The organism is Streptomyces akebiae, from assembly GCF_019599145.1.
Classification (GTDB): Bacteria; Actinomycetota; Actinomycetes; order Streptomycetales; family Streptomycetaceae; genus Streptomyces; species Streptomyces akebiae.
Genome location: NZ_CP080647.1, coordinates 3,292,207 through 3,318,136, shown reverse-complemented (window position 1 = coordinate 3,318,136; position 25,930 = coordinate 3,292,207). Strand labels below are relative to the sequence as shown.

Genomic DNA, 25,930 nt, shown 5'->3' with positions numbered 1-25,930 from the left:
GCCCGCTAAATGGCACGGCGATACGACACCAACGACGCGACCGACCGCGCCACCGGTCTGCGCGAGGCCGCGTCCGCCATTCGCCGGGGCGAGCTCGTGGTGCTGCCGACGGACACCGTGTACGGCATCGGCGCGGACGCGTTCACGTCGGAGGCCGTGGCCGACCTCCTGGAGGCCAAGGGCCGGGGGCGCAACATGCCCACGCCCGTGCTCATCGGCTCCCCGAACACCCTGCACGGCCTGGTCACGGACTTCTCCGAGATGGCCTGGGAGCTGGTCGACGCGTTCTGGCCGGGTGCGCTCACGCTCGTCGCCAAGCACCAGCCGTCGCTGCAGTGGGACCTCGGCGACACCCGGGGAACCGTCGCCGTACGCATGCCGCTGCACCCGGTCGCGATCGAGCTGCTGACCGAGGTCGGCCCCATGGCGGTCTCCTCGGCGAACCTGACCGGTCACCCGGCGCCGGAGAACTGCGACGCCGCCGAGGCGATGCTCGGCGACTCGGTCTCCGTGTACCTGGACGGCGGCCCGACCCCCGGCAACGAGCCGTCGTCGATCGTCGACGTCACGGGCAAGGTGCCGGTGCTGCTGCGTGCCGGGGCCTTGTCGGCAGAGGAACTCCGCAAGGTCGTACCCGACCTTGAGGTGGCGAATTGACGGCCCCTGACGCGGGGCGTGGCATATGGGACGGGGAAGAGACGCGGACCTTCACGGGGCTGCCGCGGGACACCTTCCGCATCCTCCACGTCAGCACCGGCAACGTGTGCCGCTCGCCGATCACCGAGCGGCTGACCCGCCATGCCCTGGCGGACCGGCTCGGGGACCCGCTGTGGGGCGGACTGATCGTCGAGAGCGCGGGGACGTGGGGGCACGAGGGGGCGCCCATGGAGGCGAACGCGGAGGCGGTCCTCGCGGACTTCGGCGCGGACGCCTCCGGTTTCACGGGGCGCGAGCTGCTGGACGAGCACGTCATCCGGGCCGACCTGGTGCTGACGGCCACCCGTGACCACCGGGCCCAGGTCATCTCCATGGGGCACTCCGCCGGGCTGCGCACCTTCACCCTGAAGGAGTTCACCCGCCTGGTGCGCGCCATCGACCCCACCACGCTGCCTCCTCTGGAGGAGGGCATGGTCGTCCGCGCACGCGCCCTGGTCCGCGCCGCCGCCGCTCTACGCGGGTGGCTCCTGGCCCCCACCGCAGAGGCCGACGAGGTCTACGACCCGTACGGCGCCCCGCTGCCGTTCTTCCGCTCGGTGGGTGACGAGATACACCAGGCCCTGGACCCGGTGGTGACCGCCCTGACAGGGGTGCCGGCGAGGGCGTAGCCGCCGCGGTGCCCCGGCACCGGCGGTCGGGGCGGGTGGTCGCGGCCGTAAGTGGTGACGATGTCGGGCATGCCGGGCGTCCGGGGTCTACATTGGCCGTACGTCATCGTCGACGCCCCGGAGTCCATCATGTCGGTCACCCCTGTCCTAGAGGCCGATGTCCTGCGGCGGCAGGACCCTGAGCTGGCCGACATCCTGCTCGGTGAGTTCGATCGGCAGGCGACGACGCTGCAGCTCGTCGCGGCCGAGAACTTCACCTCGCCCGCGGTCCTGGCCGCGCTGGGCTCCCCCCTCGCGAACAAGTACGCGGAAGGGTACCCGGGCGCCCGGTACCACGGCGGGTGCGAGATGGTGGACATCGCCGAGCGGCTGGCCGTGGAGCGCGCCAAGGCCCTCTTCGGGGCCGAGCACGCCAACGTGCAGTCGCACTCCGGTTCTTCGGCCGTCCTGGCCGCGTACGCCGCCCTGCTGCGCCCCGGCGACACCGTGCTGGCGATGGGCCTGCACTTCGGCGGCCATCTCACCCACGGGTCGCCCGCCAACTTCTCCGGCCGCTGGTTCGACTTCGTCGGTTACGGGGTGGAGGCCGAGTCGGGGCTGATCGACCGCGAGCAGGTGCGCACCCTCGCCCGCACCCACCGCCCCAAGGCCATCGTCTGCGGGTCCATCTCCTACCCCCGGCACATCGACTACGCCTTCTTCCGCGAGGTCGCCGACGAGGTGGGCGCCTATCTCATCGCCGACGCGGCCCATCCGATCGGGTTGGTCGCCGGGGGAGCGGCGCCCAACCCGGTGCCGTACGCCGACATCGTGTGCGCCACCACGCACAAGGTGCTGAGGGGGCCGCGCGGCGGGATGCTGCTGTGCGGGAGCGAGCTGGCCGAGCGGGTCGACCGGGCGGTGTTCCCGTTCACCCAGGGCGGCGCGCAGATGCACACCATCGCCGCGAAGGCCGTCGCGTTCGGGGAGGCGGCAACGCCGGCGTTCACCGCGTACGCCCATCAGGTGGTCGCGAACGCCCGCGTCCTGGCCCGCGGGCTGGCCGAGGAGGGGCTCGTGGTCGTCACCGGCGGCACCGACACCCACCTCCTGACCGTCGATACCGCGCCACTCGGGATCGACGGCCGTACGGCCAAGGGGCGGCTCGCGGCCGCCGGGATGGTCCTGGACTGCTGCGCGCTTCCGCACGGGGACGCCCGTGGCCTGCGGCTCGGCACGGCCGCGCTGACCACTCAGGGCATGGGCGAGGCGGAGATGACACGGCTCGCGGTGCTCTTCGCGGGCACCCTGCGGGACGGCGGCGACGGCAGGCGGACCCGTGAAGAAGTGCGGGACCTGGCCGGAAGATTTCCGCCGTATCCGCGCTGAGGTGGGGTAGACGCACCACCAGGCACAGCATCACGTGCAACCATCGTCGCTACCCGGATGTCCTCCACCGTATGCGTGCATCGCTCCGCGCATCGCTAGGGTGTGAGGCTGTGATGGCCAGCGAGACCTGTGGGGAAGCCCGTGCGTGAATACCTCCTGACGCTCTGCATCACGGCCGCGGTGACGTACCTGCTGACAGGGCCGGTGCGGAAGTTCGCGATCGTGGCCGGAGCCATGCCGGAGATCCGTGCGCGCGACGTCCACCGTGAGCCGACGCCCCGGCTCGGCGGCATCGCGATGTTCTTCGGGCTGTGCGCGGGTCTGCTGGTCGCCGACCACATGACCAACCTCAGCGAGGTCTTTCGCGACTCCAACGAACCGCGCGCGCTGCTCTCCGGGGCCGCCCTGATCTGGCTCATCGGCGTCCTGGACGACAAGTTCGAGATCGACGCCCTGATCAAGCTCGGCGGCCAGATGATCGCCGCCGGTGTGATGGTCATGCAGGGTCTGACGATCCTGTGGCTGCCCATCCCCAGCGTGGGGATCGTCGCGCTGACCCAGTGGCAGGGCACCCTGCTCACGGTCGCCCTGGTCGTCATCACCATCAACGCGGTCAACTTCGTCGACGGCCTCGACGGTCTCGCCGCCGGCATGGTCTGCATCGCCTCCGCCGCGTTCTTCATGTACGCCTACCGCCTCTGGTACAGCTACGGCATCGAGGCCGCGGCCCCCGCCACGCTGTTCGCGGCCGTCCTGATGGGCATGTGCCTGGGCTTCCTGCCGCACAACATGCACCCCGCGCGCATCTTCATGGGCGACTCCGGCTCGATGCTGATCGGTCTGGTGCTGGCGGCCGGCGCGATCTCGGTCACCGGACAGGTCGACCCGGACGTGATGAACCTCTACGGCTCGGAGCGCAGCACGGTCTACTCGATGGTGCCGGTGTACATCCCGCTGCTGATGCCGCTGAGCATCCTCGCGATCCCGGCCGCGGACCTGATCCTCGCGATCGTGCGCCGCACCTGGCGGGGCCAGTCGCCGTTCGCCGCCGACCGGGGGCATCTGCACCACCGGCTCCTGGAGGTCGGGCACTCGCACAGCCGGGCCGTGCTGATCATGTACTTCTGGTCCGCGGTGATCGCCTTCGGCACCCTCGCGTACACGGTGAACGCGGCGTCCATGTGGATCGTCCTCGCCATCGCCATGCTCAGCGGGGTCGGTCTCTTCCTCCTCCTGCTGCCCCGCTTCACCCCGCGCGCGCCGCGCTGGGCGCAACGCTTCGTCCCGCCCCGCTACCGCCGCCGTGCGATCCCGGCGACCGCTCCGGAGCCCGTCGCCGACTGGGCGCCCTCGCTCAACGGCGCCACGGCGATCGGCGGCCGTACCCACGAACCGGAACGCAGCCCGGCGGGCGCGGGCCGTTGAGAGAGGGCTCCGGCGGGGCGTGGCGCTGACGGCAAGGTAAGAATCTGACTAACACTTTGCCGATGCCATGCGAGCACGTGACGACGCAAATCGGCCTTATACCAGACAAGTCGGCTGGGATTCTGCACAGACGGGCAGGTTCACTCTCATGTGTGACACCTGGCACAGCGTTCAGGTAAAGACCTCATCAAATAGTTTGTGATACGGTTCACGAGAACCCGGGACAGAGTCGAAGGACCGCACTGTGACGGTCCGTTGGCGCGAGATTCTCGCTCGCCCCCGGGGTCTACGCTCGTCCATGACGACACCCTGCCCCCTTAGCAAGCGGAGTTGCCGCCATGCCGTCCAATGACGTCCGGACCCTCCTTCAGGCCGCCGTGCCCACGGCAGCCGCCGGCGCGATCGCCGCTGTCGTCAGCGGTGTCATCGTCGGAGGAAAGGGGGCTCTCGGCGCCGTCGTGGCGGCGGTGATCACGATCCTCTTCATGGGAATCGGGCTCTACGTTCTGCAGCGCACTGCCAAATCGCTTCCTCATCTGTTCCAGATGATGGGCCTCATGCTTTACGCGGCGCAGATTCTCTTGTTGTTCATCTTTCTGTCCGCGTTCAAGGACACCACTCTGTTCCACCCCAAGGCCTTCGCGTTCACGCTCGTCGCCACCACCCTCGTGTGGATCGCCGCACAGACGCGCGCCCATATGAAGGCCAAGATCCTCTATGTCGAACCCGATGCGCCGACGGGCAACAAGCCCGAAAAATCGGGGCACTCGTCGTGAGGAGTAGGGCCGGGATAAGGGCGTGTGCGAACTCCTGCTATCGTCCGGTGCCAACTGCGGCATCGCGGGCGCGGGCATCTGAGCTGACGCCTGCTCAATCGCGAGGCTTGATGCCCCCCAGCCGCCCCCACATCCGTAACACCAGTCCAGTGCCGACCCGCGGCTGCGCGCCGCGCCGACACAACGAGGTTGCCGTACCCATGCGTCACGCCGAAGGAGCCCGTGGTGAGTGCTGACCAGACCCAGCTCGCCTTTGACTGGAGCTGTCGGATCATGTCCGACAACGGCTGTGGCTTCCCGGCTCCGGGCCTGCACTCGTTCCTCTTCAAGCCGATCGCCACGGTCGGCGGGTTCGAGTTCAACAAGGTGATGCTGCTCGCCCTCGTCACCACTCTCCTGGTGATCACCTTCTTCACCCTCGCCTTCGGCAAGGCGAAGGTGGTGCCGGGCAAGCTGCAGATGATCGGTGAGGCGGGCTACGACTTCGTACGCCGCGGCATCGTCTACGAGACGCTGGGCCGGAAGGAGGGCGAGAAGTACGTCCCGCTGATGGTCTCGCTGTTCTTCTTCATCTGGATCATGAACATCTGGTCCGTGATTCCGCTGGCCCAGTTCCCGGTGTCGTCGATCATCGCCTACCCGATGGTCCTCGCCCTGGTCGTCTACGTGGTCTGGGTCTCGCTGACCTTCAAGAAGCACGGCTTCGTCGGGTTCTTCAAGAACGTCACCGGCTACGACAAGTCGCTCGGCCCGGTGCTGCCGCTCGTGGTGATCATCGAGTTCTTCTCGAACCTGCTGGTCCGCCCGTTCACGCACGCGGTGCGACTCTTCGCCAACATGTTCGCCGGTCACCTGATGCTGGTCATGTTCACCGTGGCCTCCTGGTACCTGCTGAACAGCTGGATGATCCCGGCGGCCGGTGTCTCCTTCATCATGACCATCGTCATGATCCTCTTCGAGCTCTTCGTGCAGGCCGTCCAGGCGTACGTCTTCGTGCTCCTCGCCTGCTCGTACATCCAGGGCGCGCTCGCCGAGCACCACTGAGTCACGCGCTCCACCAGCCCCCAGAACGTCCGGTGGCCAACCACCGCCGGTCCATGAAAGAGAAGGAAGAATCAGCATGGCTGCCCTTGAGACCCTCGCCGCTGTCGAAGGCAACATCGGTTCCATCGGCTACGGCCTCGCCGCCATCGGCCCCGGCGTCGGCGTCGGCATCATCTTCGGCAACGGCACCCAGGCCCTGGCCCGCCAGCCCGAGGCCGCCGGCCTGATCCGTGCCAACCAGATCCTCGGCTTCGCCTTCTGTGAGGCGCTCGCCCTCATCGGCATCGTCATGCCGTTCGTCTACAACTGACGAGCCCTGACGAGCAAACCTTTCAACGAAAGGCACTGATGTGATCGCCAACCTGGTACAGCTGGCGGCCGAGGAGGAGCAGAACCCGCTCATCCCGCCGGGCCCCGAGCTGCTCGTGGGCGCCATCGCCTTCGCCATCGTGTTCTTCTTCTTCTGGAAGAAGGCGCTCCCGAACATCAACAAGGTTCTGGAAGAGCGCCGCGACGCGATCGAGGGCGGTATCGAAGAGGCCGACCGCATGAAGGTCGAGGCCCAGAGCGTGCTGGAGCAGTACAAGGCCCAGCTCGCCGAGGCTCGGCACGAGGCCGCGCGGCTGCGCCAGGAGGCGCAGGAGCAGGGCGCCGAGCTCATCGCCGAGATGCGGGCCGAGGGCCAGCGGCAGCGCGAGGAGATCATCGCCGCCGGTCACTCGCAGCTCGCCGCCGACCGCAAGGCCGCCGCTTCGGCGCTGCGTCAGGACGTGGGCAAGCTCGCCACCGACCTGGCCGGCAAGCTCGTCGGTGAGTCCCTGGAGGACCACGCCCGGCAGAGCCGTGTGATCGACCGCTTCCTCGACGACCTCGAGGAGAAGGCCGAGGCCACGCGATGAACGGAGCGAGCCGCGAGGCCCTGGCAGCCGCACGGACGCGTCTCGACGCGCTGACGGACTCCACGTCCGTCGACGCGGCGCGGCTCGCCGAGGAGCTGGCCGCCGTCACCGCTCTGCTCCACCGCGAGGTGTCGCTGCGTCGGGTCCTCACCGACCCGGCGCAGTCCGGCGAGGCCAAGGCCGAGCTGGTCGGCCGCATCCTCGGCGGTCAGGTTGGCGCGACCACCGTCGACCTGGTCTCCGGCCTGGTGCGTTCCCGCTGGTCGCAGCCCCGCGACCTGGTGGACGCCCTGGAGCAGCTGGCCGATGTCGCCGACCTCACGGCCGCGCAGCAGTCGGCCACGCTCGACGACGTCGAGGACGAGCTGTTCCGCTTCGGCCGGATCGTCGCCTCGAACACCGAGCTGCGGGCCGCGCTGACCGACCGTGCCGCGGGCGGCCAGGCCAAGAGCGCGCTGCTGAGCAGCCTGCTCGGCGGCCGTGCCAAGGCCACCACCGAGCGTCTGGTGACGCGCCTCGTGACCGCGCCGCGTGGACGTAGCCTGGAGGGTGGACTCGAGTCCCTGTCCAAGCTCGCCGCCGAGCGCCGGGACCGCATGGTCGCCGTCGTCACCTCGGCGGTCCCGCTGAGCGACCCGCAGAAGCGACGCCTCGGCGCCGCCCTGGCGAAGCTCTACGGCCGGCCCATGCACCTCAACCTCGACGTGGACCCCGGCGTCCTCGGCGGGATCCGGGTCCAGGTCGGTGACGAGATCATCAACGGCTCGATCGCGGACCGACTCGAGGACGCCGGCCGCCGCCTGGCGAGCTAGCACAAACTTCATAGCAGTACGTACGTATTCCTACGGCCCGGTTGGGCCGTGCAGAGGATTCACCTCGTTCAGGGGGGAGTCCGGGAGTTTACGCATTCCCCCCAAGTGAAACTTCGGGCCCAACAAGGAGAGCAGGGAACCCAGATGGCGGAGCTCACGATCCGGCCGGAGGAGATCCGGGACGCGCTGGAGAACTTCGTCCAGTCGTACAAGCCGGACGCGGCCTCGCGCGAGGAGGTCGGTACGGTCACCCTTGCCGGCGACGGCATCGCGAAGGTCGAGGGTCTTCCCTCGGCCATGGCCAACGAACTGCTGAAGTTCGAGGACGGCACCCTCGGCCTCGCGCTCAACCTGGAAGAGCGCGAGATCGGCGCCATCGTCCTCGGTGAGTTCAGCGGTATCGAGGAGGGTCAGCCGGTCACCCGTACCGGCGAGGTCCTGTCGGTCGCGGTGGGCGAGGGCTACCTCGGCCGCGTCGTCGACCCGCTCGGCAACCCGATCGACGGCCTCGGCGAGATCGAGACCAGCGGTCGCCGTGCCCTGGAGCTGCAGGCCCCGGGCGTCATGGCCCGTAAGTCGGTGCACGAGCCGATGGAGACCGGCTACAAGGCCGTCGACGCGATGACCCCGATCGGCCGTGGTCAGCGTCAGCTGATCATCGGTGACCGCCAGACCGGCAAGACCGCCCTGGCCGTCGACACGATCATCAACCAGCGCGACAACTGGCGCTCGGGCGACCCGAAGAAGCAGGTCCGCTGCGTCTACGTCGCCATCGGCCAGAAGGGCTCGACCATCGCGTCGGTCCGCCGCGCGCTGGAGGAGAACGGCGCGCTGGAGTACACGACCATCGTCGCCGCCCCGGCGTCCGACCCGGCCGGCTTCAAGTACCTGGCGCCCTACACCGGTTCGGCCATCGGTCAGCAGTGGATGTACGAGGGCAAGCACGTCCTCATCATCTTCGACGACCTCTCGAAGCAGGCCGACGCCTACCGCGCCGTGTCCCTGCTGCTGCGCCGCCCGCCGGGCCGTGAGGCCTACCCGGGTGACGTCTTCTACCTGCACTCCCGTCTGCTGGAGCGCTGCGCGAAGCTCTCCGACGAGTTGGGCGCGGGCTCGATGACCGGTCTGCCGATCGTCGAGACGAAGGCCAACGACGTCTCGGCGTTCATCCCGACCAACGTCATCTCCATCACCGACGGCCAGTGCTTCCTGGAGTCGGACCTCTTCAACGCCGGTCAGCGCCCCGCGCTGAACGTGGGTATCTCCGTCTCCCGAGTCGGTGGCTCCGCCCAGCACAAGGCGATGAAGCAGGTCTCCGGCCGTCTGCGCGTGGACCTCGCCCAGTTCCGTGAGCTGGAGGCGTTCGCCGCCTTCGGTTCCGACCTGGACGCCGCGTCGAAGGCGCAGCTGGAGCGCGGTCAGCGCATGGTCGAGCTGCTGAAGCAGGCCCAGTACGAGCCGATGTCCACCGAGGACCAGGTCGTCTCCGTGTGGGCCGGCACCACCGGCAAGATGGACGACGTGCCGGTCGCCGACATCCGCCGCTTCGAGAAGGAGCTGCTGGAGTACCTGCACCGCAAGGAGCAGGGCCTCATGACCTCCATCAAGGAGGGCGGCAAGCTCTCGGACGACACGCTGACCGCCGTCGCGGACGCGATCGCCGACTTCAAGAAGCAGTTCGAGACCGCGGACGGCAAGCTGCTCGGCGAGGACGCTCCGGCCGTCAACGTCTCCAAGTGACGTAAGGAAGGGACCTGACTCATGGGAGCTCAGCTCCGGGTCTACAAGCGTCGCATCCGATCCGTCACCGCGACCAAGAAGATCACCAAGGCGATGGAGATGATCGCCGCCTCGCGCGTCGTCAAGGCGCAGCGCAAGGTGGCGGCCTCCACGCCCTACGCGACCGAGCTCACCCGCGCGGTCACGGCGGTGGGCACTGGTTCGAACACCAAGCACCCGCTGACCACGCAGGCCGAGAAGGTCACGCGTTCCGCAGTGCTGCTGCTGACGAGTGACCGCGGTCTCGCCGGTGCCTTCAACTCCAACGCCATCAAGGCGGCGGAGAAGTTGACGGCCCGCCTCGAGGCCGAGGGCAAGCAGGTCGACACGTACATCGTCGGCCGCCGCGGTGTCGCCCACTACAACTTCCGCGAGCGCAAGGTCGTGGAGCAGTGGACCGGCTTCACCGACGAGCCCACGTACGCGGACGCCAAGAAGGTCGCGGGCCCGCTGATCGAGGCCATCGAGAAGGACACGGCGGACGGTGGTGTGGACGAGCTCCACATCGTCTACACCGAGTTCGTCTCGATGATGACGCAGCAGGCGCTCGACGCGCGTCTGCTGCCGCTCAGCCTCGAAGAGGTCGCGGAGGAGGCGCCCAAGGGCGAGATCCTCCCGCTGTACGACTTCGAGCCGTCGGCGGAGGACGTCCTCGACGCCCTGCTGCCGCGCTACGTCGAGAGCCGCATCTACAACGCGCTGCTGCAGTCGGCTGCCTCCAAGCACGCCGCCACCCGCCGCGCGATGAAGTCGGCGACCGACAACGCGGGTGAGCTGATCAACACGCTCTCCCGCCTTGCCAACGCGGCCCGCCAGGCCGAAATCACCCAGGAAATCAGCGAGATCGTCGGTGGCTCCGCAGCCCTTTCCGACGCGACCGCGGGGAGTGACAAGTAATGACGACGACTTCTGAGACGGCCGTTGCCACGGGCCGCGTCGCCCGGGTCATCGGCCCGGTCGTCGACGTGGAGTTCCCCGTCGACGCGATGCCGGAGATCTACAACGCCCTTCACGTCGAGGTGGCCGACCCGGCCAACGCCGGCGAGCTGAAGACGCTGACCCTGGAGGTCGCCCAGCACCTGGGTGACGGCCTGGTCCGCACCATCTCCATGCAGCCCACCGACGGTCTGGTCCGCCAGGCCCCGGTCACCGACACCGGCGCTTCCATCAGCGTGCCGGTCGGCGACTTCACCAAGGGCAAGGTGTTCAACACCCTCGGTGAGGTGCTGAACGTCGACGAGCAGTACACGGGCGAGCGCTGGGGCATCCACCGCCAGGCTCCGAACTTCGACGAGCTCGAGTCGAAGACCGAGATGTTCGAGACCGGCGTCAAGGTCATCGACCTTCTCACCCCGTACGTCAAGGGTGGAAAGATCGGTCTGTTCGGTGGTGCCGGTGTCGGCAAGACGGTGCTCATCCAGGAGATGATCTACCGCGTCGCCAACAACCACGACGGTGTCTCCGTGTTCGCCGGTGTCGGTGAGCGCACCCGTGAGGGCAACGACCTCATCGAGGAGATGTCGGAGTCCGGCGTCATCGACAAGACCGCGCTGGTCTTCGGCCAGATGGACGAGCCCCCGGGCACCCGTCTGCGCGTGGCCCTCGCCGGTCTGACCATGGCGGAGTACTTCCGCGATGTGCAGAAGCAGGACGTGCTGTTCTTCATCGACAACATCTTCCGCTTCACCCAGGCCGGTTCCGAGGTGTCGACCCTGCTCGGCCGTATGCCCTCCGCGGTGGGTTACCAGCCGAACCTGGCCGACGAGATGGGTCTCCTCCAGGAGCGCATCACCTCGACCCGTGGTCACTCGATCACCTCGATGCAGGCGATCTACGTCCCCGCGGACGACCTGACCGACCCGGCCCCGGCCACCACCTTCGCCCACCTCGACGCGACGACGGTTCTCTCCCGTCCGATCTCCGAGAAGGGCATCTACCCGGCCGTGGACCCGCTGGACTCCACGTCCCGCATCCTGGACCCGCGCTACATCGCGGCGGACCACTACAACGCCGCGATGCGCGTGAAGTCGGTCCTGCAGAAGTACAAGGACCTCCAGGACATCATCGCGATCCTCGGTATCGACGAGCTCGGCGAGGAGGACAAGCTCGTCGTCCACCGTGCCCGTCGCGTGGAGCGCTTCCTGTCCCAGAACACCCACGTCGCCAAGCAGTTCACCGGCGTCGACGGGTCGGACGTGCCGCTGGACGAGTCGATCGCCGCGTTCAACGCGATCATCGACGGTGAGTACGACCACTTCCCGGAGCAGGCGTTCTTCATGTGCGGTGGTATCGAGGACCTGAAGAAGAACGCGAAGGAGCTCGGCGTCAGCTGACGTCAGGCGAATCGTGATCAGTGGGGGGCGAGGCCACACCTCATGGGGTGCGTCCCGCCCCTCTCTGTACTCCCACTAGAATTGACCCAACACCCGGCCGAGGCGCCGGGTGGTGACCCGAGGAGCCACCTTGGCTGCTGAGCTGCACGTCGCGCTGGTCGCGGCCGACCGAGAGGTCTGGTCGGGCCAGGCCACCCTGGTCGTCGCGCGGACCACGTCCGGCGACATCGGCGTCATGCCCGGTCACCAGCCGCTGCTCGGTGTGCTGGAGTCGGGCCCGGTGACCATCCGTACGAGTGAGGGCGGCACCGTCGTCGTCGCTGTGCACGGCGGTTTCATCTCGTTCGCGGACAACAAGCTGTCCCTGCTGGCCGAGGTCGCCGAGCTGGCCGACGAGATCGACGTCCAGGGCGCCCAGCGGGAGCTGGAGCGTGCGAAGGCGGAGGGCGATGCCGCCGCCGAGCGCCGCGCGGATGTACGACTGCGTACGGCGGGTGCGCGCTGAGCGCAGACGCCGTGTGATGCTGTACCTCAGCCGCGGCTGGGTCTGGATGTCTACATCCCGACCCAGCCGCGGCTGAGGCGAATATGGGTGTTTTTTGCGTTCCGTTACCTAGGAGACGAGGAGGTCGGTGTCGATGGTCCTCGCTCTGACTGTGTGCGGTTCGGTGATCGCGCTCGTGGTGGTCGGGCTCTTCGTCTTCGGACTGCGCCGACGCCTCATCCAGCGTTCCGGCGGAACGTTCGACTGCAGCCTCCGCTGGGCCGCCCCGGAGAAACCCGGCAGCGACGAGAACGGCAAGGGCTGGGGGTACGGCGTCGCCCGCTACAACGGCGACCGCATCGAGTGGTACCGCGTCTTCTCGTACGCGCCCCGCCCCCGCCGCGTCCTGGAGCGTGCCTCGATCGAGGTGGCCGGGCGCCGCACCCCGGAGGGCGAGGAGGAGCTGGCACTTCTCTCCGACGCCGTGATCCTCGCGTGTCTGCACCGGGGGACCCGGCTGGAACTGGCGATGAGCGAGGACGCGCTGACCGGTTTCCTCGCGTGGCTGGAGGCAGCCCCGCCCGGCCAGCGAGTGAATGTGGCGTAGCCTCCGGTCGGAATCCCGCGGCCCCACTGCGAGGGGCTCGCGTGTCCGGGTGTGAGGTGGCGGCGGTCGGGACCCTGTTGCCGATCAGCCGACGCCGCGAACGGCACCGGCTGATCGGGATCCAAATTCTCCACGGGGGTGCCCATCGCGGTATGTCGGCGCAGTCGCCCGTGCCTCTGCAGAAAGGCGGCAGGCAGTCCGACTCCCGCACCCCCCGGTGAGAATGGGCCGCCCACCGGTCGGATCCATTTCAGTAACCCACGCTTGAGCCGACAGCCGCGAGCGTTCTTGCATATGTCACTCGAATGGTCCATCGCCCGCACCGCTTGCCGTTGCCGCTGCGTACGTACTTCTTCACCCGTCCGGATCTCACTGGGTGCCGAGGGGCGGCGCTCCCGATCAGGTTGAACCACAACGACCGAAGGGAGAACCAGTGCTGTCCTGGAAGAACACTCGGGCCTTGGCCGTGGCCACACTGCTGGGCGCGGCCGTGTCCGCTGTCGCCGCACCGGCCACCGCGTCCTCGCCCGCGCTCCGGGCGAGAGCGGTGCCGTGCGGGGACGTCGCGGAGTTGATCGAGCAGGTCAACGAGGCGAACGCGCGGGGGCGGGGAAGCATCCTGCTGTCGTCGGGATGCACCTACGCGCTCACTGCTCCGGCCCTGCCGGACGGCGCCAACGGGCTGCCGACCATCACCGGCAACGTCGCCCTCACCGGTAGCCGAGTGACGATCACCCGTCAGTCACCCACGCCGTTCCGGATCGCCGAAGTCGCTCCGCAGGGAGAACTCACCCTCAACGGGATCACCGTGTCGGGCGGCAGCGCGACCGGGAACTCCGCCACGGTCGGCGGCGGCATCCTCACCGAGGGGAGGCTCGCCCTGGTCGCGAGCCGGATCACCGGCAACACCGCTTCCGTCCTCGGCGGAGGGATCGCGGTCGCGTCCGGTGCTGAGGCACGTCTCGACGGCACCACCGTGTCCGGCAACGGTGCCGGTGACGGGGGAGGCGTTCATGTGGGTGGGTCCGCGCAACTGGACATGACCGGAGGGTCCATCCAGAGCAACAAGGCGACGTTCCTCGGTGGAGGGCTGGCCAACTTCGGCACCACGGTCCTCAACGGTGCGGCAGTCGGGGGCAATCGCACCGAGAACTTCGAGGGCGGCGGCATCTTCACGGCGCTGGGTCCCCTCAGCCTGAACGGCGCCTCCGTGATGGGTAACGAGAGCGCCTCGTACGGCGGAGGCATCGCCAACGCCGGAAGCACCCTGCGACTGCTGAGAACCCTCGTGGACGGCAACGAAAGCGGCCTCGACGGCGGCGGTCTCTACCAGCAGGCAGGTACGTCCCACCTGGTCGGCGGCAGGGTCTCCCGCAATGTCGCGGGCGGCCAGGGCGGTGGGATCTTCCGGGTCGGCGGCACGGTCGTCCTGACCGGAACGCCTGTCGTGAACAACACGCCGGACAACTGCGGACCGCCGCCCGGAGTCCCCGGCTGCGCGGCGTGACGGCGGCCGGCCAAGCTCCAGACCCCTCGGGGGCCTGGAGCTTGGCCGGCCGGTTCGACATAAGGAGAGGTCAGGAAAGGACGGAACGTTAGTCCTTTCGGGTGATGCGAAGGATGCCGTCTTGTCACTCGATTGGATGCGTGGGTAACTAAGAGTGTGAACCGGCGGGCTGCCCATCCCCGAGCCGGGGGAACGTTCGATCAGGCAGCGCTTGCCGGTTTCTCCTTGCCCAGAGGAGATGGCGGAGGTCGCCGCCCGCTCGGCCGGGCGGGCGAGGGTGCCTGTGCGGGTTCGTTCACCCGGGCGCGGACGCACTGTTGATCAGTGCTCGCCGCATCGCAAGGAGTCGGGCAGAGGCCGACGTGCTCCTGTCGGCGGTCCCCCTCCTGAGGACGTCTCAGTCGATGGCTGGCCGTTCCTGCCGGTTTCTCGCATGTCCCCATCAACCAGCGAGGAGCTTCCTCATGCCGATCTCTCCGAATCAGGGTTCCACCGGGGGCGGGACCCTGGTGACCATCACCGGCACCAACCTGGCCAACACCAGCGCGGTGAAGTTCGGCGGCAAGTCCGCCACGAGCGTCACCAACGTCTCCCCGACGCAGGTCACCGCCGTCTCCCCTTCGGGGACCGGCACGGTCGGCGTCACGGTGACCACCCCGGGCGGGACCAGCAACCCGGTGCCGTTCTTCTACGTCGGCGCCCCGTTCAAGTCGTCCCTGGGCACCGACTCCGGGCCACTGGCCGGCGGCAACACCATCACCGTCAACGGTACCGGCCTGTCGACGGCCACCAGTGTGTCCTTCGGCGGGGTCACCGCCACCCCGACCGTGACCAGTGACAGCTCCCTCAGCGTCACCGTGCCCGCAGGCGCGGCGGCCGGACCGGTGTCGGTCAGCGTCACCACCGCGGGCGGCACCAACAACGGCCTCAGCTACACCTACGTCGACACCCCCACGATCGGGACCATCGCCCCGGACGAGGGGCCGACCTCCGGTGGGACGGCCGTGACCATCAGCGGCACCAACCTGGACAGCACGGACTCGGTCACCTTCGACGGCGTCGCGGCGCCGTTCTCGGTGATCAACACGACCACGCTGTCCGCGGTCAGCCCGCCCGGAACCGCGGGAGCGGTCGACGTGGTCGTGACCAACCCCGCGGGATCGGCCACCGCGGTCGGCGGCTTCACCTACGTCACCGGCCCCGGTATCTGACCGGTCCTCGTGCCTCCGCGACACGGAGGCGATGAACCCCCGTCCGGGCGGCAGTCCCCCCACCGCCCGGACGGGCTCGACCCCCGCGGCCACGCCGCGACGCGGCTACGCCGGGACGTGGCCGCCTCCATTCCTGCGCGAAGGAGTACAGCCATGGCTCCCCCTGTGGTCTCTTCGGTCAGTCCCAACCAGGGATCGACCTCGGGTGGTACGACGGTCACCGTGACCGGATCCGGTTTCACGGGAGTGACCAACGTCCGGTTCGGAGCCAAACCGGCCACGTCGTACACCGTCAACAGCAGTACACAGATCACGGCGGTGACTCCCTCGGGCGCCGGCAGCGTGAACGTCACCGTCAGCACCACCCAGGGCACGAGCGGCCAGGTGGTGCTGTTCACCTACGTTGCCACGCCCTCCCTCTCAAGTCTGTCGCCGAATCAGGGCCCGGTGTCAGGGGGGACGACGGTGACGCTGACGGGCGCGAATCTCTCCGGTGCGACGGCGGTGCAGTTCGGCGGGGTGGCGGCGTCGTCGTTCACCGTCAACAGCGGTACGCAGATCACGGCGGTGACTCCCGCTCTTGCGGCCGGTGCGGCGGCGGTCACGGTGACCACCCCCGGCGGCACCAGCAACGCCCTCACCTTCACTTACGTTGCCACGCCCTCCCTCTCAAGTCTGTCGCCGAATCAGGGCCCGGTGTCAGGGGGGACGACGGTGACGCTGACGGGCGCGAACTTCTCCGGTGCGACGGCGGTGCAGTTCGGCGGGGTGGCGGCGTCGTCGTTCACTGTCGACAGCGGTACGCAGATCACGGCGGTGACTCCCGCCCACGCTGCCGGCGCGGCGGCGGTCACGGTGACCACCCCCGGCGGCACCAGCAACGGCGCCGATCCCAACGCGTTCTTCTTCTACTCCGCGCAGCCCCTGCTGACGTTCCTCGCGCCTCCCTCCGGACCCACGGCGGGCGGCACCGCGGTCACACTCACCGGCAGCGGTCTCCTCGCCGCGACGGCGGTGCAGTTCGGCGGGGTGGCGGCGTCGTCGTTCACTGTCGACAGCGGTACGCAGATCACGGCGGTGGCTCCCGCCCACGCTGCCGGCGCGGCGGCGGTCACGGTGACCACCTCCGCCGGCACCAGCAACCCGGTCGACTACGTCTACCTCAACGCTCCCGTTCTGGTCTCCCTCGTGCCTGACCTGGGGTCGACGGACACCGGTACGGTCGTCACGCTGACGGGCAACGATCTCACGACGGCGACCGCAGTCCAGTTCGGCGCCCTCTCCGCGTCGTTCACCGTGGTCTCCCCGACGCAGATCACGGCCGTTGTCCCGACCGGCCCGCCCGGGCCGGTATCCGTCACGGTGACCACACCGGCCGGCACCAGCAACGGTTTGACGTACACGCGGTTCGCCGCGCCCAGCATCTGATGCGCCGGGATCACGGGATGAGCTCCTTCCACGCCGCAGTCGTTCACGCCGATCGGTCCGTCACCTACTGCGGCACCGTCGGCACGGACCATCTGCGGACCGTGCGGGCCATGGCCGCTCTGCCCGCCACGACCCACCGCGTCGTCGAGCATCCGGGCCGTCCCGGCTCGGTGTTCGTCCTGCGCGCGGACGGCGACCTGGATTGGTACCAACCCGTCGACACCGCCCCGCCCCCGGTACGCCCCCGGGCCCCGGCAACGCGCACCCACGCTGTCGGGCAGGAACGGGAAGGGGCCGGTGCGATCACCGACGAGGTTCCGTTCACCGCCCGGGACCAGGGCACGGTGTGGATCGATGCCGCGATCCGGTTCGGTGACGGAGTGATCGGCGGCCCGATGGACACGCCCCGCAATCCGCCCCGGGTGGTGCACCACACCACCGAGTCCCCGGCCGGAGGGAAGTACCTGGAGGCGGTGGCGTCGTACCTGATCGAAGTGGCCGCCGAACCGCACCTCGTGAACTGCCCGGTCACCGGCCGCGTCGGGCAGTTCGGCCCCTTGCACCACTCGGCCCGCGCCCTGCGCAACGACGGTTCTCGCCGTACGAATCGCGAGGGTCTGGTCTGTGTCCAGATCGAGGTCCTCGGGCGTGCCTCCGAGCCGTGGACCGATGCCTGAAATCCACGGGAGAAGCCGGGATGGCAGCGGATCCTGGCCGCCATCCGCTCCTGGGAAGTGCCGGACGACTGGCCGATGGGCCCTCCCGTGCCGTACCCCCCGGGCTCGTCGGCCCGCACCCGCTCGGTGTGGCAGTCCGAGGGCGGACACTTCGGCCACTGCCACGTACCCGGCAACGACCATGGTGATCCGGGAGCGATCGACACAGCGAAGGTCCTGTCCGTGGGGACGGGCACCGGCACTCAGGGCGGGACCCGTCCGAGGGTGAGCCTCGCCCGGGTCGTGGCGGCCGCCAAAAAGGACCCCCCGGCGCCCGGCGGTCACCGCACGTATCCGAGGGACGTCCGTCCGGTGGAGGAGGCGCTCGCCGCCGAGGGACTGCTGGAACGCCGGTATGTGGACGGCTCGTTCGGTACCCGCACCCTCGCCGCCTACGCCGGCTGGCAGCGCAGCAGAGCAGGTGGCTCGTACCGGGGCGGTGACGCCGACGGGATACCGGGCCGGGACTCCCTGACCCGGCTCGGCGACAGACATGGCTTCACCGTCGTCGGATGAACCGAAAAGGGACGAACCTATGACCGGTTGCCTCGCATGGCGCTCCCCCGGACACGGTCCGGGGGAGCGCCACTGGTGCCTGATCTCCCGACAGTCGACTGCTCCAGCCGGTAGCCGGTCTACTTGAGCCCGTTGCTGATCGCGTTCACCAGCTCTCCGTTGCTGGTGTCGCCGCTGAACTCCCAGAAGAAGGCGCCGCCCAGGCCCTGGTTCTTCGCCCAGGTCATCTTTCCGGCAATGGTGGACGGGGTGTCGTAGCTCCACCAGTTGTTGCCGCAGTGGGCGTACGCCGTGCCGGCGACGGTGCCGGTGGCCGGGCAGGAGTTCTTCAGGACCTTGTAGTCCTCGATCCCCGCCTCGTAGGTGCCGGTGGCCGCGCCGGTCGCCGTGCCGCCGGGGGCGGACTGGGTGACGCCGGTCCAGCCGCGGCCGTAGAAGCCGATGCCGAGCAGCAGCTTCGAGGACGGGACACCCTTCGACTTCAGCTTGGCTATCGCGTCGGCGGAGTTGAAGCCTGCGGTCGGGATGCCGGAGTACGACGTCAGCGGGGAGTGCGGGGCGGTCGGACCGGTGTTCGCCCAGGCGCCGAAGTAGTCGTACGTCATCACGTTGTACCAGTTCAGCGAGGCCGCGGCTCCGCCGTAGTCGGCCGCGTCGATCTTGCCGCCGGAGGAGCCGTCGGCGGTGATCGCGGCGGTGACCAGGTAGTTCTGGCCGAATTCGGTGCGCAGCGCCGACATCAGGTTCCTGAAGGCCGCCGGCCCGCTGGTGTCGCAGGTCAGACCGCAGGCGTTCGGGTACTCCCAGTCGATGTCGATGCCGTCGAAGACGTCGGCCCAGCGCGGGTCCTCCACGACGGCCTTGCAGGACTTGGCGAACGCGGCGGGGTTCTGCGCGGCCTGGCCGAAGCCGCCGGAGTAGGTCCAGCCGCCGAAGGAGTACAGCACCTTGATGTGCGGGTACTTGGCCTTGAGCTGGCGGAGCTGGTTGAAGTTGCCGCGCAGGGGCTGGTCCCAGGTGTCGGCGACGCCGCTGACGGACTGGTCGGCGGTGTAGGCCTTGTCGGTGGCCGCGTAGGCGTCGTCCAGCACGCACTGGCCGTTCTTGACGTTGCCGAACGCGTAGTTGATGTGGGTGATCTTGGCCGCGGAGCCCGAGGTGACCAGGTTCTTCACGTGGTAGTTGCGGCCGTAGACGCCCCACTCGGTGAAGTAGCCGAGATTGACCTTGGAACCGGGGTTCGGATCGGTTCCGCCGCCGGTGGTCCGCACGGCGGCCGCGCCGCTCACCGGGCCGGTCTGGTCGGCGGTGTCACGGGCCTGGACGGTGTACGAGTAGTCGGTGCCCGCGGTCAGCCCGGTGTCCGTGTAGGTGGTGCCGGTGACGGTGGCGACCTTGGTGCCGCCGCGCAGGACGTCGTAGTTCTTGACGCCCTTGTCGTCGGTGGCGGCGCGCCAGCTCAGCTTCACCGAGGTGTTGGTGACGTCCGAGGTGGTCGGGGTGCCGGGGGCGGAGGGTGCCGCGTCGCCGGGGACGCTGGGGCCGCCGTCGCAACTCGCGCCGTTGAGCTTGCAGTTGGCCGGGGAGCCTGAGCCGCTCCCGTTGAAACCGAAGGAGACGGAGGCGCCGGGGGCGAGGGTGCCGTTCCAGGACTTGTTCTTGGCGGTCCAGTGGGTGCCGGAGGAGGTGACGTCCGCGTCCCAGGCGGAGGTGACCGTCGTGCCGGAGGGGAAGTCCCACTCGACGGTCCAGGAGCTGATGGTCGTGGTGCCGGTGTTCTTCACCGTCCACTTGCCTTCGAAGCCGGAGCCCCAGTCCTGGGGCTTGGCGTAGGTGGCGGTCGCCTCCGCGGCCGCCTGCGCGGGGGTGGCGAGGCCGACCAGTCCGGCGAGGGGGAGGAGGAGGGTGGCGAGACCCGCTGTGAATCTGTGCCTGAAGCGCATGTGCGCCTCCTTGTGGGGTGTCTTGATCATGAACATGACGTGGCGCAGTGTGGCTGAGAATAGAAAGGTCTGGACCATAGGTCAATGGGTCTGGACCAGTGCGCTCACGTCGGACACCCCGGGGAAGGGCCGACCGGGGTCAGACCCGCAACTCCTGTGCCAGCACGGCCGCTTGCACCCTGCTGCGCAGATCGAGCTTCCCCAGCAGACGGCTGACATGCGTCTTCACCGTCGCCTCGGCCATGTCCAGCCGCCCCGCGATCTCCGCGTTCGACAGCCCTTCGCCCAGACAGGAGAGGACTTCCCGCTCCCGCCTGGTGAGGGAGTCGAGGACGGCCGGATCGACCGCGGGCTCCCGTACGGGCTTGGCGGCGAACTCCGCGATCAGCCGCCGGGTGACGGCCGGGGCGATCAGACCCTCGCCGCGCCCCACCGCCCGTACGGCCTCGATGAGGTCCTTCGCCTCCGTGTTCTTCAGCAGGAACCCGGCGGCCCCGGCCCGCAACGCCCCGAAGACGTACTCGTCCAGGTCGAAGGTGGTCAACACGAGGACGTCGGCCAGTCCCTCGGCGACCACCTGCCGGGTCGCCGACACGCCGTCCAGGCGTGGCATCTGCACATCCATGAGCACCAGGTCCGGTCGCAGCTCCCGCGCGAGCGCCACCGCCCGCTCGCCGTCCGCCGCCTCCCCGACCACCTCGATGTCGGGCGCGCTGCGCAGGATCAGCACCAGCCCGGCCCGTACGGCGGACTGATCCTCGGCGACGAGCACACGGATCATGCGGGTTCTCCTTCGGCTGCGGTGACGGACGCGGGGGTCACGCGGGCTCCCCCTCCGTGACGGGGAGGGCGGCGCGGACGCTCCAGATCTTGCCGTGCCCCGCGCTCTCGGGACCCGCCTCGAAGGTGCCGCCCAGCAGGGCCACCCGCTCCCGCATCCCGACCAGGCCCGCGCCGGAACCGGGTGCGCTCGGGCCGTCACGGTCGCCGTACGGGCTGGTCACGGCGATGTCGAGGGCGCCGTCGGCCTGGCGCAGCGCGACGGTGACCCGGCCGGGGGAGGCGTGTTTGAGCGCGTTGGTCAACGACTCCTGGACGATGCGGTAGGCCGCCAGTTCCACGGGGGCGGGGAGGGAGTCGCCGTGGTCGGCGTCGAGGGTGACGTCGAGCCCGTTGGTGCGGGCGGTGTCGACCAGTGAGCCGAGCCCGTCGAGGGTGGGCGCGGCCGACGGCTCGGCGTCGTCGCCGGAGTCCCGGAGGATGCCGATCAGCCGGCGCATCTCGGCGAGCCCCGCCACGCTGTTCTCGCGGATGACCCCGAGGGCCTCCTTGGAGGTGTCCGGGTCGTCGAGGGAGAGCGCGGCCGTGGAGTGGATCGCGATCGCCGAGAGGTGGTTGGCGACCATGTCGTGCAACTCCCTCGCCATACGGGCCCGTTCGGACACCACGGCCTGGGCGCGGTCCATCTCCGCCAGCAGGGCCGTCTGCTCGGCGCGCAGCCGGGCGGCCTCGGCGGCGTCGCGGTGGTTGCGGACGATCCAGCCGGTGATGGCCGGCATGAGCGAGACCAGGCCGACCACCACCCCGATGAGCAGCGCCTCCGGTTTCCGGAAGGCCGTGAGCGGCACCACGGTGAAGGCGACGGTCACCAGGCCGGAGATCCAGGGCACCCGGCGGGCCGTGGCGGGCGGGCCGTACAGCACGGCGGCGTAGACCAGGTCGGTGAACATCAGGACCGTGATCAGGTTGCCCTGGGTGATGGTGTCCAGGGTCAGCGCGGCCCAGCCGACCAGCAGGGCCGTGCGCGGCAGGGTCCGGCGCAGCGCCTCGCAGACAGCCATCGCGGCCAGGGGCGGCAGGACCCACCAGTGGCTCTCGAAGACCACGATGCCGTCGTGGGGCGTACGGGTGTCGAGGCCCAGGCCCCACAGCAGCAGGCCGCCGAGGAGTCCGGCGGCGGCGATGCACAGGTCCATGCGGTGCGGGCGGGGCGGTCGTACGGCCATGCCCTCCATCCAACACGGGCGGGGCGCCCGGCGCCTGGTGCCCGAGAACGGTCCTGGACTGCATCTTTCGATGTACCGCGACTTCGTCACCGGCGACGACGCATCGGCGGCCGCGCGCCGGGAGCCTGGAAGGGTGAACGAGAGGAGCGCATCGTGATCGTCGCGTTGATCATCGCCTGCGAAGTCGGCTTCTGGGTGCTGCTGGCACTGGCCCTGGCCGTCCGCTACCTGCTGAACAAGCGCCGGGCCAGTGTCGTGCTGCTGCTCTGCGAGCCCTTGCTGGAGCTGGTGCTGTTCGTCGTGACCGCGATCGACCTGAAGAACGGCGCCGAGCCGAGCTGGGAGCACGGGGTGGCGGCGCTCTACATCGGCTTCACCGTGGGCTACGGCCACTACATGATCAGCTGGCTGGACGGCCACGCGGCCCACCGCCTGGCCGGAGGGCCCAAGCCGCCGGGTCCGCCGAAGTACGGCCTGGCCAGGGCCCGCCACGAGGGCAGGCTGTGGACACGGACGCTGGTGGCGGTCGGGGTGGCGCTGGCCCTGCTCCAGCTCGCCGTCTGGTACGTCGGCGACGACGGGAACGTCGATTCGCTGAGGTCGTTCCAGTGGATCGCCCTCCGGGCCGCCGGCATCCACGGCCTGGTGGCCCTCGCCTACACGATCTGGCCGAAGAAGGAACCGGACGCCCCGCAGGACGGGGATCGGGAGTCCCGGTACGCGAAGGAGAGGAGCGGGCGATGAGCGGCACGCCGGACAGGACGGCCGGCCGGGCCACGAGGAACCTGCTGGAGGGGACCGCCACCTTCGTGATCGGCCTGGTGCTGTGGCTCTCCACCGAGGGGGTGAAGGTCCCGGTCGTCACCTTGACCAAGGTCGGCGTGGTGATGATGTGCGTGGGGGGCGTCCTCGTCGCCACGGGCCTCTACCGGCGGGCTCGCGGAACGGCGGGCGGTGGCTGAGCCGATCCGTGGGAGCGCGGCGGGGAGCGGCTACCGCTCCCCGCCGGGCACCCACAGCACGTCCCCGACCTCCTTGTTCGCCGTCCTCGCGAGGATGAACAGGAGGTCGGAGAGCCGGTTGAGGTAGGTCGCGGTGAGGGGGTTCATCGCGTCGGCGTGGGACTCCAGGGCGGCCCAGGTCGAGCGCTCGGCACGCCGGACCACCGTGCAGGCCTGGTGCAGCAGGGCCGCACCGGGGGTGCCGCCGGGCAGGATGAAGGAGCGCAGCTTCTCCAGCTCCCCGTTGAAGCGGTCGCAGTCGGCCTCCAGCTTGTCGATGTAGAACTGCTCGACCCGCAGGGGCGGGAACTCCGGGTTCTCGACGACGGGGGTCGAGAGGTCGGCGCCCACGTCGAACAGATCGTTCTGCACCCGCACGAGGACCTTGACGACCTCCTCGTCCAGTCCGCCCAGCGCGATCGCCGTGCCGATGGCCGCGTTGGCCTCGTTGGCGTCCGCGTACGCCGAGATCCGCGGATCGGTCTTGGGCACCCGGCTCATGTCGCCGAGGTTGGTGGTGCCCTGGTCGCCGGTCCTGGTGTAGATGCGCGTCAGATTGACCATGTGACCAGCGTAGTTACGCCTCGGCCGTCCGGACGTCCCGTGTGCCCACCGTCACGGGGATCGCCGTGCGGCCGAGACCGGCCGGGCACCGTCGCGGTGGTGGCCGAGGCGGCCGGCTTCTCCGTGAACGCGGTCCCCGCCGGGGACACGGTCCACAGCTGCTTCCCGGCCGAGGAGGACCTTTCTCGGGCCTTTCGGGAGGAGAACGGCTCCCCCTCCAGCCCCTGAGCACCGGTCAGATGAACCGGGCGCACCGGACGGTGACGGCCGTCATGGTGCGCGGGAAGCCCGCCCGGCGCAATCCGGACGAACCGTGCCGAGAAGTGACTCTTCTCCTCGGTGGAATGGAGGGCTTGTTGAGCGAGGAGGCGCTCAACTACGCCGTACGACCCTTCGAGTGAGTGCTGCCGGTGTGATGTCCGTCCATTGAGACGTGACTCGCGTTACTAAGCGGTCACACGGCCCCTCACGAGCGCTAGTGTCCGGCCGAGAGGTCAGTCATCGACAGCGCGTACCAGGGGAGTCGCACAGTGGCACGGAAGCTCGCCGTGATCGGAGCCGGACTCATGGGGTCCGGGATCGCCCAGGTGTCCGCGCAGGCGGGCTGGGACGTCGTCCTGCGCGACGTCACCGACGAGGCGCTCAACCGTGGCATCGGCGGCATCACGGCGTCGTACGACAAGTTCGTGAGCAAGGGGAAGTTGGCGGCCGGGGACGCCGAGGCGGCGCTGGGGCGGATCACCGCCACCACCGACCTCGACGCGGCGGCCGACGCGGACATCGTCGTCGAGGCCGTCTTCGAGAAGCTGGAGGTGAAGCACGAGATCTTCCGGGCGCTCGACAAGGTCGTCCGCGAGGACACCGTGCTCGCCTCGAACACCTCCGCCATCCCGATCACCAAGATCGCGGCGGCGACCGAACGGCCCGAGCGGGTCGTCGGCGTCCACTTCTTCTCTCCGGTGCCGATGATGCAGCTCTGCGAACTGGTGCGCGGCTACAAGACGAGCGACGAGACGCTCGCCGCCGCACGGGAGTTCGCCGAGTCGGTCGGCAAGACCTGCATCGTCGTCAACCGGGATGTCGCCGGCTTCGTGACGACCCGTCTCATCTCCGCCCTCGTCGTCGAGGCCGCGAAGCTGTACGAGTCGGGCGTCGCCACCGCCGAGGACATCGACCTCGCCTGCAAGCTGGGCTTCGGCCACGCGATGGGACCGCTGGCCACGGCGGACCTGACGGGCGTCGACATCCTGCTGCACGCCACCAGCAACATCTACACCGAGTCCCAGGACGAGAAGTTCGCCCCTCCGGAGCTGATGCGCCGGATGGTGGACGCCGGTGACATCGGACGCAAGAGCGGGCAGGGCTTCTACACCTACTGACGCGGACCGGCTGACACCCGGCCCCGCGTCATGGGCGGCCCCTCCCAGGCATGTGAACGCATGAGCCTCTCCGGCCTCACCCCTTGAGGTGAATTCGGTATCGGTTCGCTCACAGACGGCAACCTGGTGGTGTCAAACACCGTCAGACGTTGCATCACCCACATCACGGAGTACGAGACGCACTCACGGGGAGCGCTTATGTACATCAGGGGCGACCACGCCGAGCTGGTCGTCGGGGGCCGCCTCGACGTACGCAGCGCGGCGGACGCCCGTACGGTCCTGCACTCGGCCGTCGACGACGGAGCCGGCGACCTGGTGCTCGACCTGTCAGAGCTGGACTCCTGGGACGCCACCGGACTCGGGGTGATCATGGGAGCCCACCGGCGGGCGGGACGGTGCGGACGGCGGCTCGTGCTGCGCGATGTGCCACCGCAGATGCAGCGGCTGCTCGTGGCCACCCGGCTGCACCGCATCCTCGCGATCGAGGGCGGAATCGGTCTGGAGTCGTTGCCCCGCGTGTGAACGCGTGTGCGGGCTCGTACGTATGGCTCGGTGTGTGCGGGACACCCGGTCGGCACGACCCTCCGGTCGGCATGACCCCTCCGGTCGTCATGGGGGACATGAGGCCCAGGGGACCAGTGCGGACCATGAGGGCGAAACGCACCACGCTCGCAATCCTCACGAGACTGTGATGTCTCGGACGGCGCGGGACCCCGGACTGTCGGAGATACTGTGCGAAGGTTTAGGGTTCGGCTGCCCGCTGCCAGCTACCCTCGAGCGGGTTCCGGACCAGAAGCGACAGCGCGG

The 25,930-nt window shown here is 69.2% G+C and carries 29 protein-coding genes; 25 read left to right on the top strand and 4 right to left on the bottom strand.

Annotation, left to right across the window (positions count from 1 at the left end):
* The first annotated feature begins 9 nt into the window (after nucleotides 1-9).
* From K1J60_RS14105 to K1J60_RS45790, 19 genes are all read left to right on the top strand, one after another.
* A complete protein-coding gene (locus K1J60_RS14105) occupies nucleotides 10-657 on the top strand; it encodes an L-threonylcarbamoyladenylate synthase (protein WP_033526519.1) in 648 nt (215 codons plus the stop codon).
* Entirely contained in the window at nucleotides 654-1,325 is a 672-nt protein-coding gene (locus K1J60_RS14100; protein ID WP_033526518.1) for an arsenate reductase/protein-tyrosine-phosphatase family protein, read from the top strand. Before K1J60_RS14105 ends, K1J60_RS14100 begins: the two co-directional genes overlap by 4 nt.
* 129 nt (nucleotides 1,326-1,454) lie before the next feature.
* A complete protein-coding gene (locus tag K1J60_RS14095; RefSeq protein WP_220646523.1) occupies nucleotides 1,455-2,693 on the top strand; it encodes a serine hydroxymethyltransferase in 1,239 nt (412 codons plus the stop codon).
* 141 nt (nucleotides 2,694-2,834) lie between these two features.
* Nucleotides 2,835-4,118, top strand: coding sequence for an MraY family glycosyltransferase (locus K1J60_RS14090; protein ID WP_220646522.1), 1,284 nt, complete (start codon nucleotides 2,835-2,837; stop codon nucleotides 4,116-4,118).
* 338 nt (nucleotides 4,119-4,456) lie between these two features.
* The gene (locus K1J60_RS14085; RefSeq protein WP_220646521.1) at nucleotides 4,457-4,894 is read left to right on the top strand and encodes a hypothetical protein; all 438 of its coding nucleotides are present in this window, start codon (nucleotides 4,457-4,459) and stop codon (nucleotides 4,892-4,894) included.
* Nucleotides 4,895-5,167: 273 nt separating this feature from the next.
* Nucleotides 5,168-5,938, top strand: a complete 771-nt coding sequence (atpB, locus tag K1J60_RS14080; protein WP_184903689.1) for a F0F1 ATP synthase subunit A — start codon at nucleotides 5,168-5,170, stop codon at nucleotides 5,936-5,938.
* A gap of 76 nt (nucleotides 5,939-6,014) precedes the next feature.
* Nucleotides 6,015-6,248 (top strand): ATP synthase F0 subunit C, encoded by a 234-nt coding sequence (atpE, locus tag K1J60_RS14075; RefSeq protein ID WP_143636214.1) that lies wholly within the window; start codon nucleotides 6,015-6,017, stop codon nucleotides 6,246-6,248.
* Between the two features lie 40 nt (nucleotides 6,249-6,288).
* Nucleotides 6,289-6,837 carry a F0F1 ATP synthase subunit B gene (locus K1J60_RS14070; protein ID WP_033526514.1) on the top strand — a complete coding sequence of 183 codons (549 nt, stop codon included), beginning with the start codon at nucleotides 6,289-6,291 and terminating at the stop codon, nucleotides 6,835-6,837.
* Nucleotides 6,834-7,649: a F0F1 ATP synthase subunit delta gene (locus K1J60_RS14065; RefSeq protein WP_033526513.1), complete on the top strand. Its 816-nt coding sequence runs from the start codon at nucleotides 6,834-6,836 to the stop codon at nucleotides 7,647-7,649. Before K1J60_RS14070 ends, K1J60_RS14065 begins: the two co-directional genes overlap by 4 nt.
* Nucleotides 7,650-7,793: 144 nt before the next feature.
* Complete coding sequence (atpA, locus tag K1J60_RS14060; RefSeq protein ID WP_215449029.1) at nucleotides 7,794-9,389, top strand: F0F1 ATP synthase subunit alpha; 1,596 nt, start codon at nucleotides 7,794-7,796, stop codon at nucleotides 9,387-9,389.
* Between the two features lie 21 nt (nucleotides 9,390-9,410).
* Nucleotides 9,411-10,325 carry a F0F1 ATP synthase subunit gamma gene (locus K1J60_RS14055; protein ID WP_220646520.1) on the top strand — a complete coding sequence of 305 codons (915 nt, stop codon included), beginning with the start codon at nucleotides 9,411-9,413 and terminating at the stop codon, nucleotides 10,323-10,325.
* Nucleotides 10,325-11,761, top strand: coding sequence for a F0F1 ATP synthase subunit beta (atpD, locus tag K1J60_RS14050; protein ID WP_220646519.1), 1,437 nt, complete (start codon nucleotides 10,325-10,327; stop codon nucleotides 11,759-11,761). The genes K1J60_RS14055 and atpD overlap by 1 nt, the downstream gene beginning before the upstream one ends.
* Nucleotides 11,762-11,891: 130 nt before the next feature.
* Nucleotides 11,892-12,266 carry a F0F1 ATP synthase subunit epsilon gene (locus K1J60_RS14045; protein WP_033526509.1) on the top strand — a complete coding sequence of 125 codons (375 nt, stop codon included), beginning with the start codon at nucleotides 11,892-11,894 and terminating at the stop codon, nucleotides 12,264-12,266.
* 133 nt (nucleotides 12,267-12,399) lie between these two features.
* The gene (locus tag K1J60_RS14040; protein WP_033526508.1) at nucleotides 12,400-12,852 is read left to right on the top strand and encodes a DUF2550 domain-containing protein; all 453 of its coding nucleotides are present in this window, start codon (nucleotides 12,400-12,402) and stop codon (nucleotides 12,850-12,852) included.
* 466 nt (nucleotides 12,853-13,318) lie between these two features.
* A complete protein-coding gene (locus K1J60_RS14035; protein WP_259408260.1) occupies nucleotides 13,319-14,359 on the top strand; it encodes a right-handed parallel beta-helix repeat-containing protein in 1,041 nt (346 codons plus the stop codon).
* A gap of 464 nt (nucleotides 14,360-14,823) precedes the next feature.
* The gene (locus tag K1J60_RS14030) at nucleotides 14,824-15,570 is read left to right on the top strand and encodes an IPT/TIG domain-containing protein (RefSeq protein ID WP_220646518.1); all 747 of its coding nucleotides are present in this window, start codon (nucleotides 14,824-14,826) and stop codon (nucleotides 15,568-15,570) included.
* A 153-nt stretch (nucleotides 15,571-15,723) separates the two neighbouring features.
* Complete coding sequence (locus K1J60_RS14025; protein ID WP_220646517.1) at nucleotides 15,724-16,998, top strand: IPT/TIG domain-containing protein; 1,275 nt, start codon at nucleotides 15,724-15,726, stop codon at nucleotides 16,996-16,998.
* 17 nt (nucleotides 16,999-17,015) lie between these two features.
* On the top strand, nucleotides 17,016-17,675 hold the full coding sequence (locus K1J60_RS45795) for a hypothetical protein (RefSeq protein ID WP_259407720.1): 660 nt from the start codon (nucleotides 17,016-17,018) through the stop codon (nucleotides 17,673-17,675).
* 87 nt (nucleotides 17,676-17,762) lie between these two features.
* Nucleotides 17,763-18,230, top strand: coding sequence for a hypothetical protein (locus tag K1J60_RS45790; RefSeq protein WP_259407719.1), 468 nt, complete (start codon nucleotides 17,763-17,765; stop codon nucleotides 18,228-18,230).
* A gap of 119 nt (nucleotides 18,231-18,349) precedes the next feature.
* Here the strand turns inward: K1J60_RS45790 and K1J60_RS14015 are convergent, their stop codons facing one another.
* The 3 genes from K1J60_RS14015 to K1J60_RS14005 form a co-directional block, all read right to left on the bottom strand.
* Nucleotides 18,350-20,173, bottom strand: coding sequence for a glycoside hydrolase family 18 chitinase (locus K1J60_RS14015; RefSeq protein WP_220646516.1), 1,824 nt, complete (start codon nucleotides 20,171-20,173; stop codon nucleotides 18,350-18,352).
* Between the two features lie 139 nt (nucleotides 20,174-20,312).
* Nucleotides 20,313-20,954 carry a response regulator gene (locus K1J60_RS14010; protein WP_220646515.1) on the bottom strand — a complete coding sequence of 214 codons (642 nt, stop codon included), beginning with the start codon at nucleotides 20,952-20,954 and terminating at the stop codon, nucleotides 20,313-20,315.
* Between the two features lie 37 nt (nucleotides 20,955-20,991).
* Complete coding sequence (locus tag K1J60_RS14005) at nucleotides 20,992-22,179, bottom strand: sensor histidine kinase (RefSeq protein WP_220646514.1); 1,188 nt, start codon at nucleotides 22,177-22,179, stop codon at nucleotides 20,992-20,994.
* A 153-nt stretch (nucleotides 22,180-22,332) separates the two neighbouring features.
* Between K1J60_RS14005 and K1J60_RS14000 the strand changes: the two genes are divergently transcribed.
* Both K1J60_RS14000 and K1J60_RS13995 read left to right on the top strand, forming a co-directional pair.
* Nucleotides 22,333-22,923: a hypothetical protein gene (locus K1J60_RS14000; protein WP_220646513.1), complete on the top strand. Its 591-nt coding sequence runs from the start codon at nucleotides 22,333-22,335 to the stop codon at nucleotides 22,921-22,923.
* Nucleotides 22,920-23,141 carry a DUF5708 family protein gene (locus tag K1J60_RS13995; protein WP_220646512.1) on the top strand — a complete coding sequence of 74 codons (222 nt, stop codon included), beginning with the start codon at nucleotides 22,920-22,922 and terminating at the stop codon, nucleotides 23,139-23,141. Before K1J60_RS14000 ends, K1J60_RS13995 begins: the two co-directional genes overlap by 4 nt.
* 30 nt (nucleotides 23,142-23,171) lie before the next feature.
* Here K1J60_RS13995 and K1J60_RS13990 read toward each other — a convergent pair whose 3' ends face one another.
* Complete coding sequence (locus tag K1J60_RS13990; RefSeq protein WP_220646511.1) at nucleotides 23,172-23,744, bottom strand: cob(I)yrinic acid a,c-diamide adenosyltransferase; 573 nt, start codon at nucleotides 23,742-23,744, stop codon at nucleotides 23,172-23,174.
* Between the two features lie 99 nt (nucleotides 23,745-23,843).
* Between K1J60_RS13990 and K1J60_RS45785 the strand changes: the two genes are divergently transcribed.
* The 4 genes from K1J60_RS45785 to K1J60_RS13975 all read left to right on the top strand — a co-directional run bounded on the left by K1J60_RS45785 (nucleotide 23,844) and on the right by K1J60_RS13975 (nucleotide 25,645).
* Entirely contained in the window at nucleotides 23,844-23,972 is a 129-nt protein-coding gene (locus K1J60_RS45785) for a hypothetical protein (RefSeq protein ID WP_259407718.1), read from the top strand.
* A gap of 11 nt (nucleotides 23,973-23,983) precedes the next feature.
* Nucleotides 23,984-24,145 carry a hypothetical protein gene (locus K1J60_RS13985; RefSeq protein ID WP_220646510.1) on the top strand — a complete coding sequence of 54 codons (162 nt, stop codon included), beginning with the start codon at nucleotides 23,984-23,986 and terminating at the stop codon, nucleotides 24,143-24,145.
* Nucleotides 24,146-24,274: 129 nt separating this feature from the next.
* Complete coding sequence (locus K1J60_RS13980) at nucleotides 24,275-25,123, top strand: 3-hydroxyacyl-CoA dehydrogenase family protein (protein WP_220646509.1); 849 nt, start codon at nucleotides 24,275-24,277, stop codon at nucleotides 25,121-25,123.
* A 198-nt stretch (nucleotides 25,124-25,321) separates the two neighbouring features.
* A complete protein-coding gene (locus K1J60_RS13975) occupies nucleotides 25,322-25,645 on the top strand; it encodes an STAS domain-containing protein (RefSeq protein ID WP_033526497.1) in 324 nt (107 codons plus the stop codon).
* Nucleotides 25,646-25,930 lie beyond the last annotated feature (285 nt).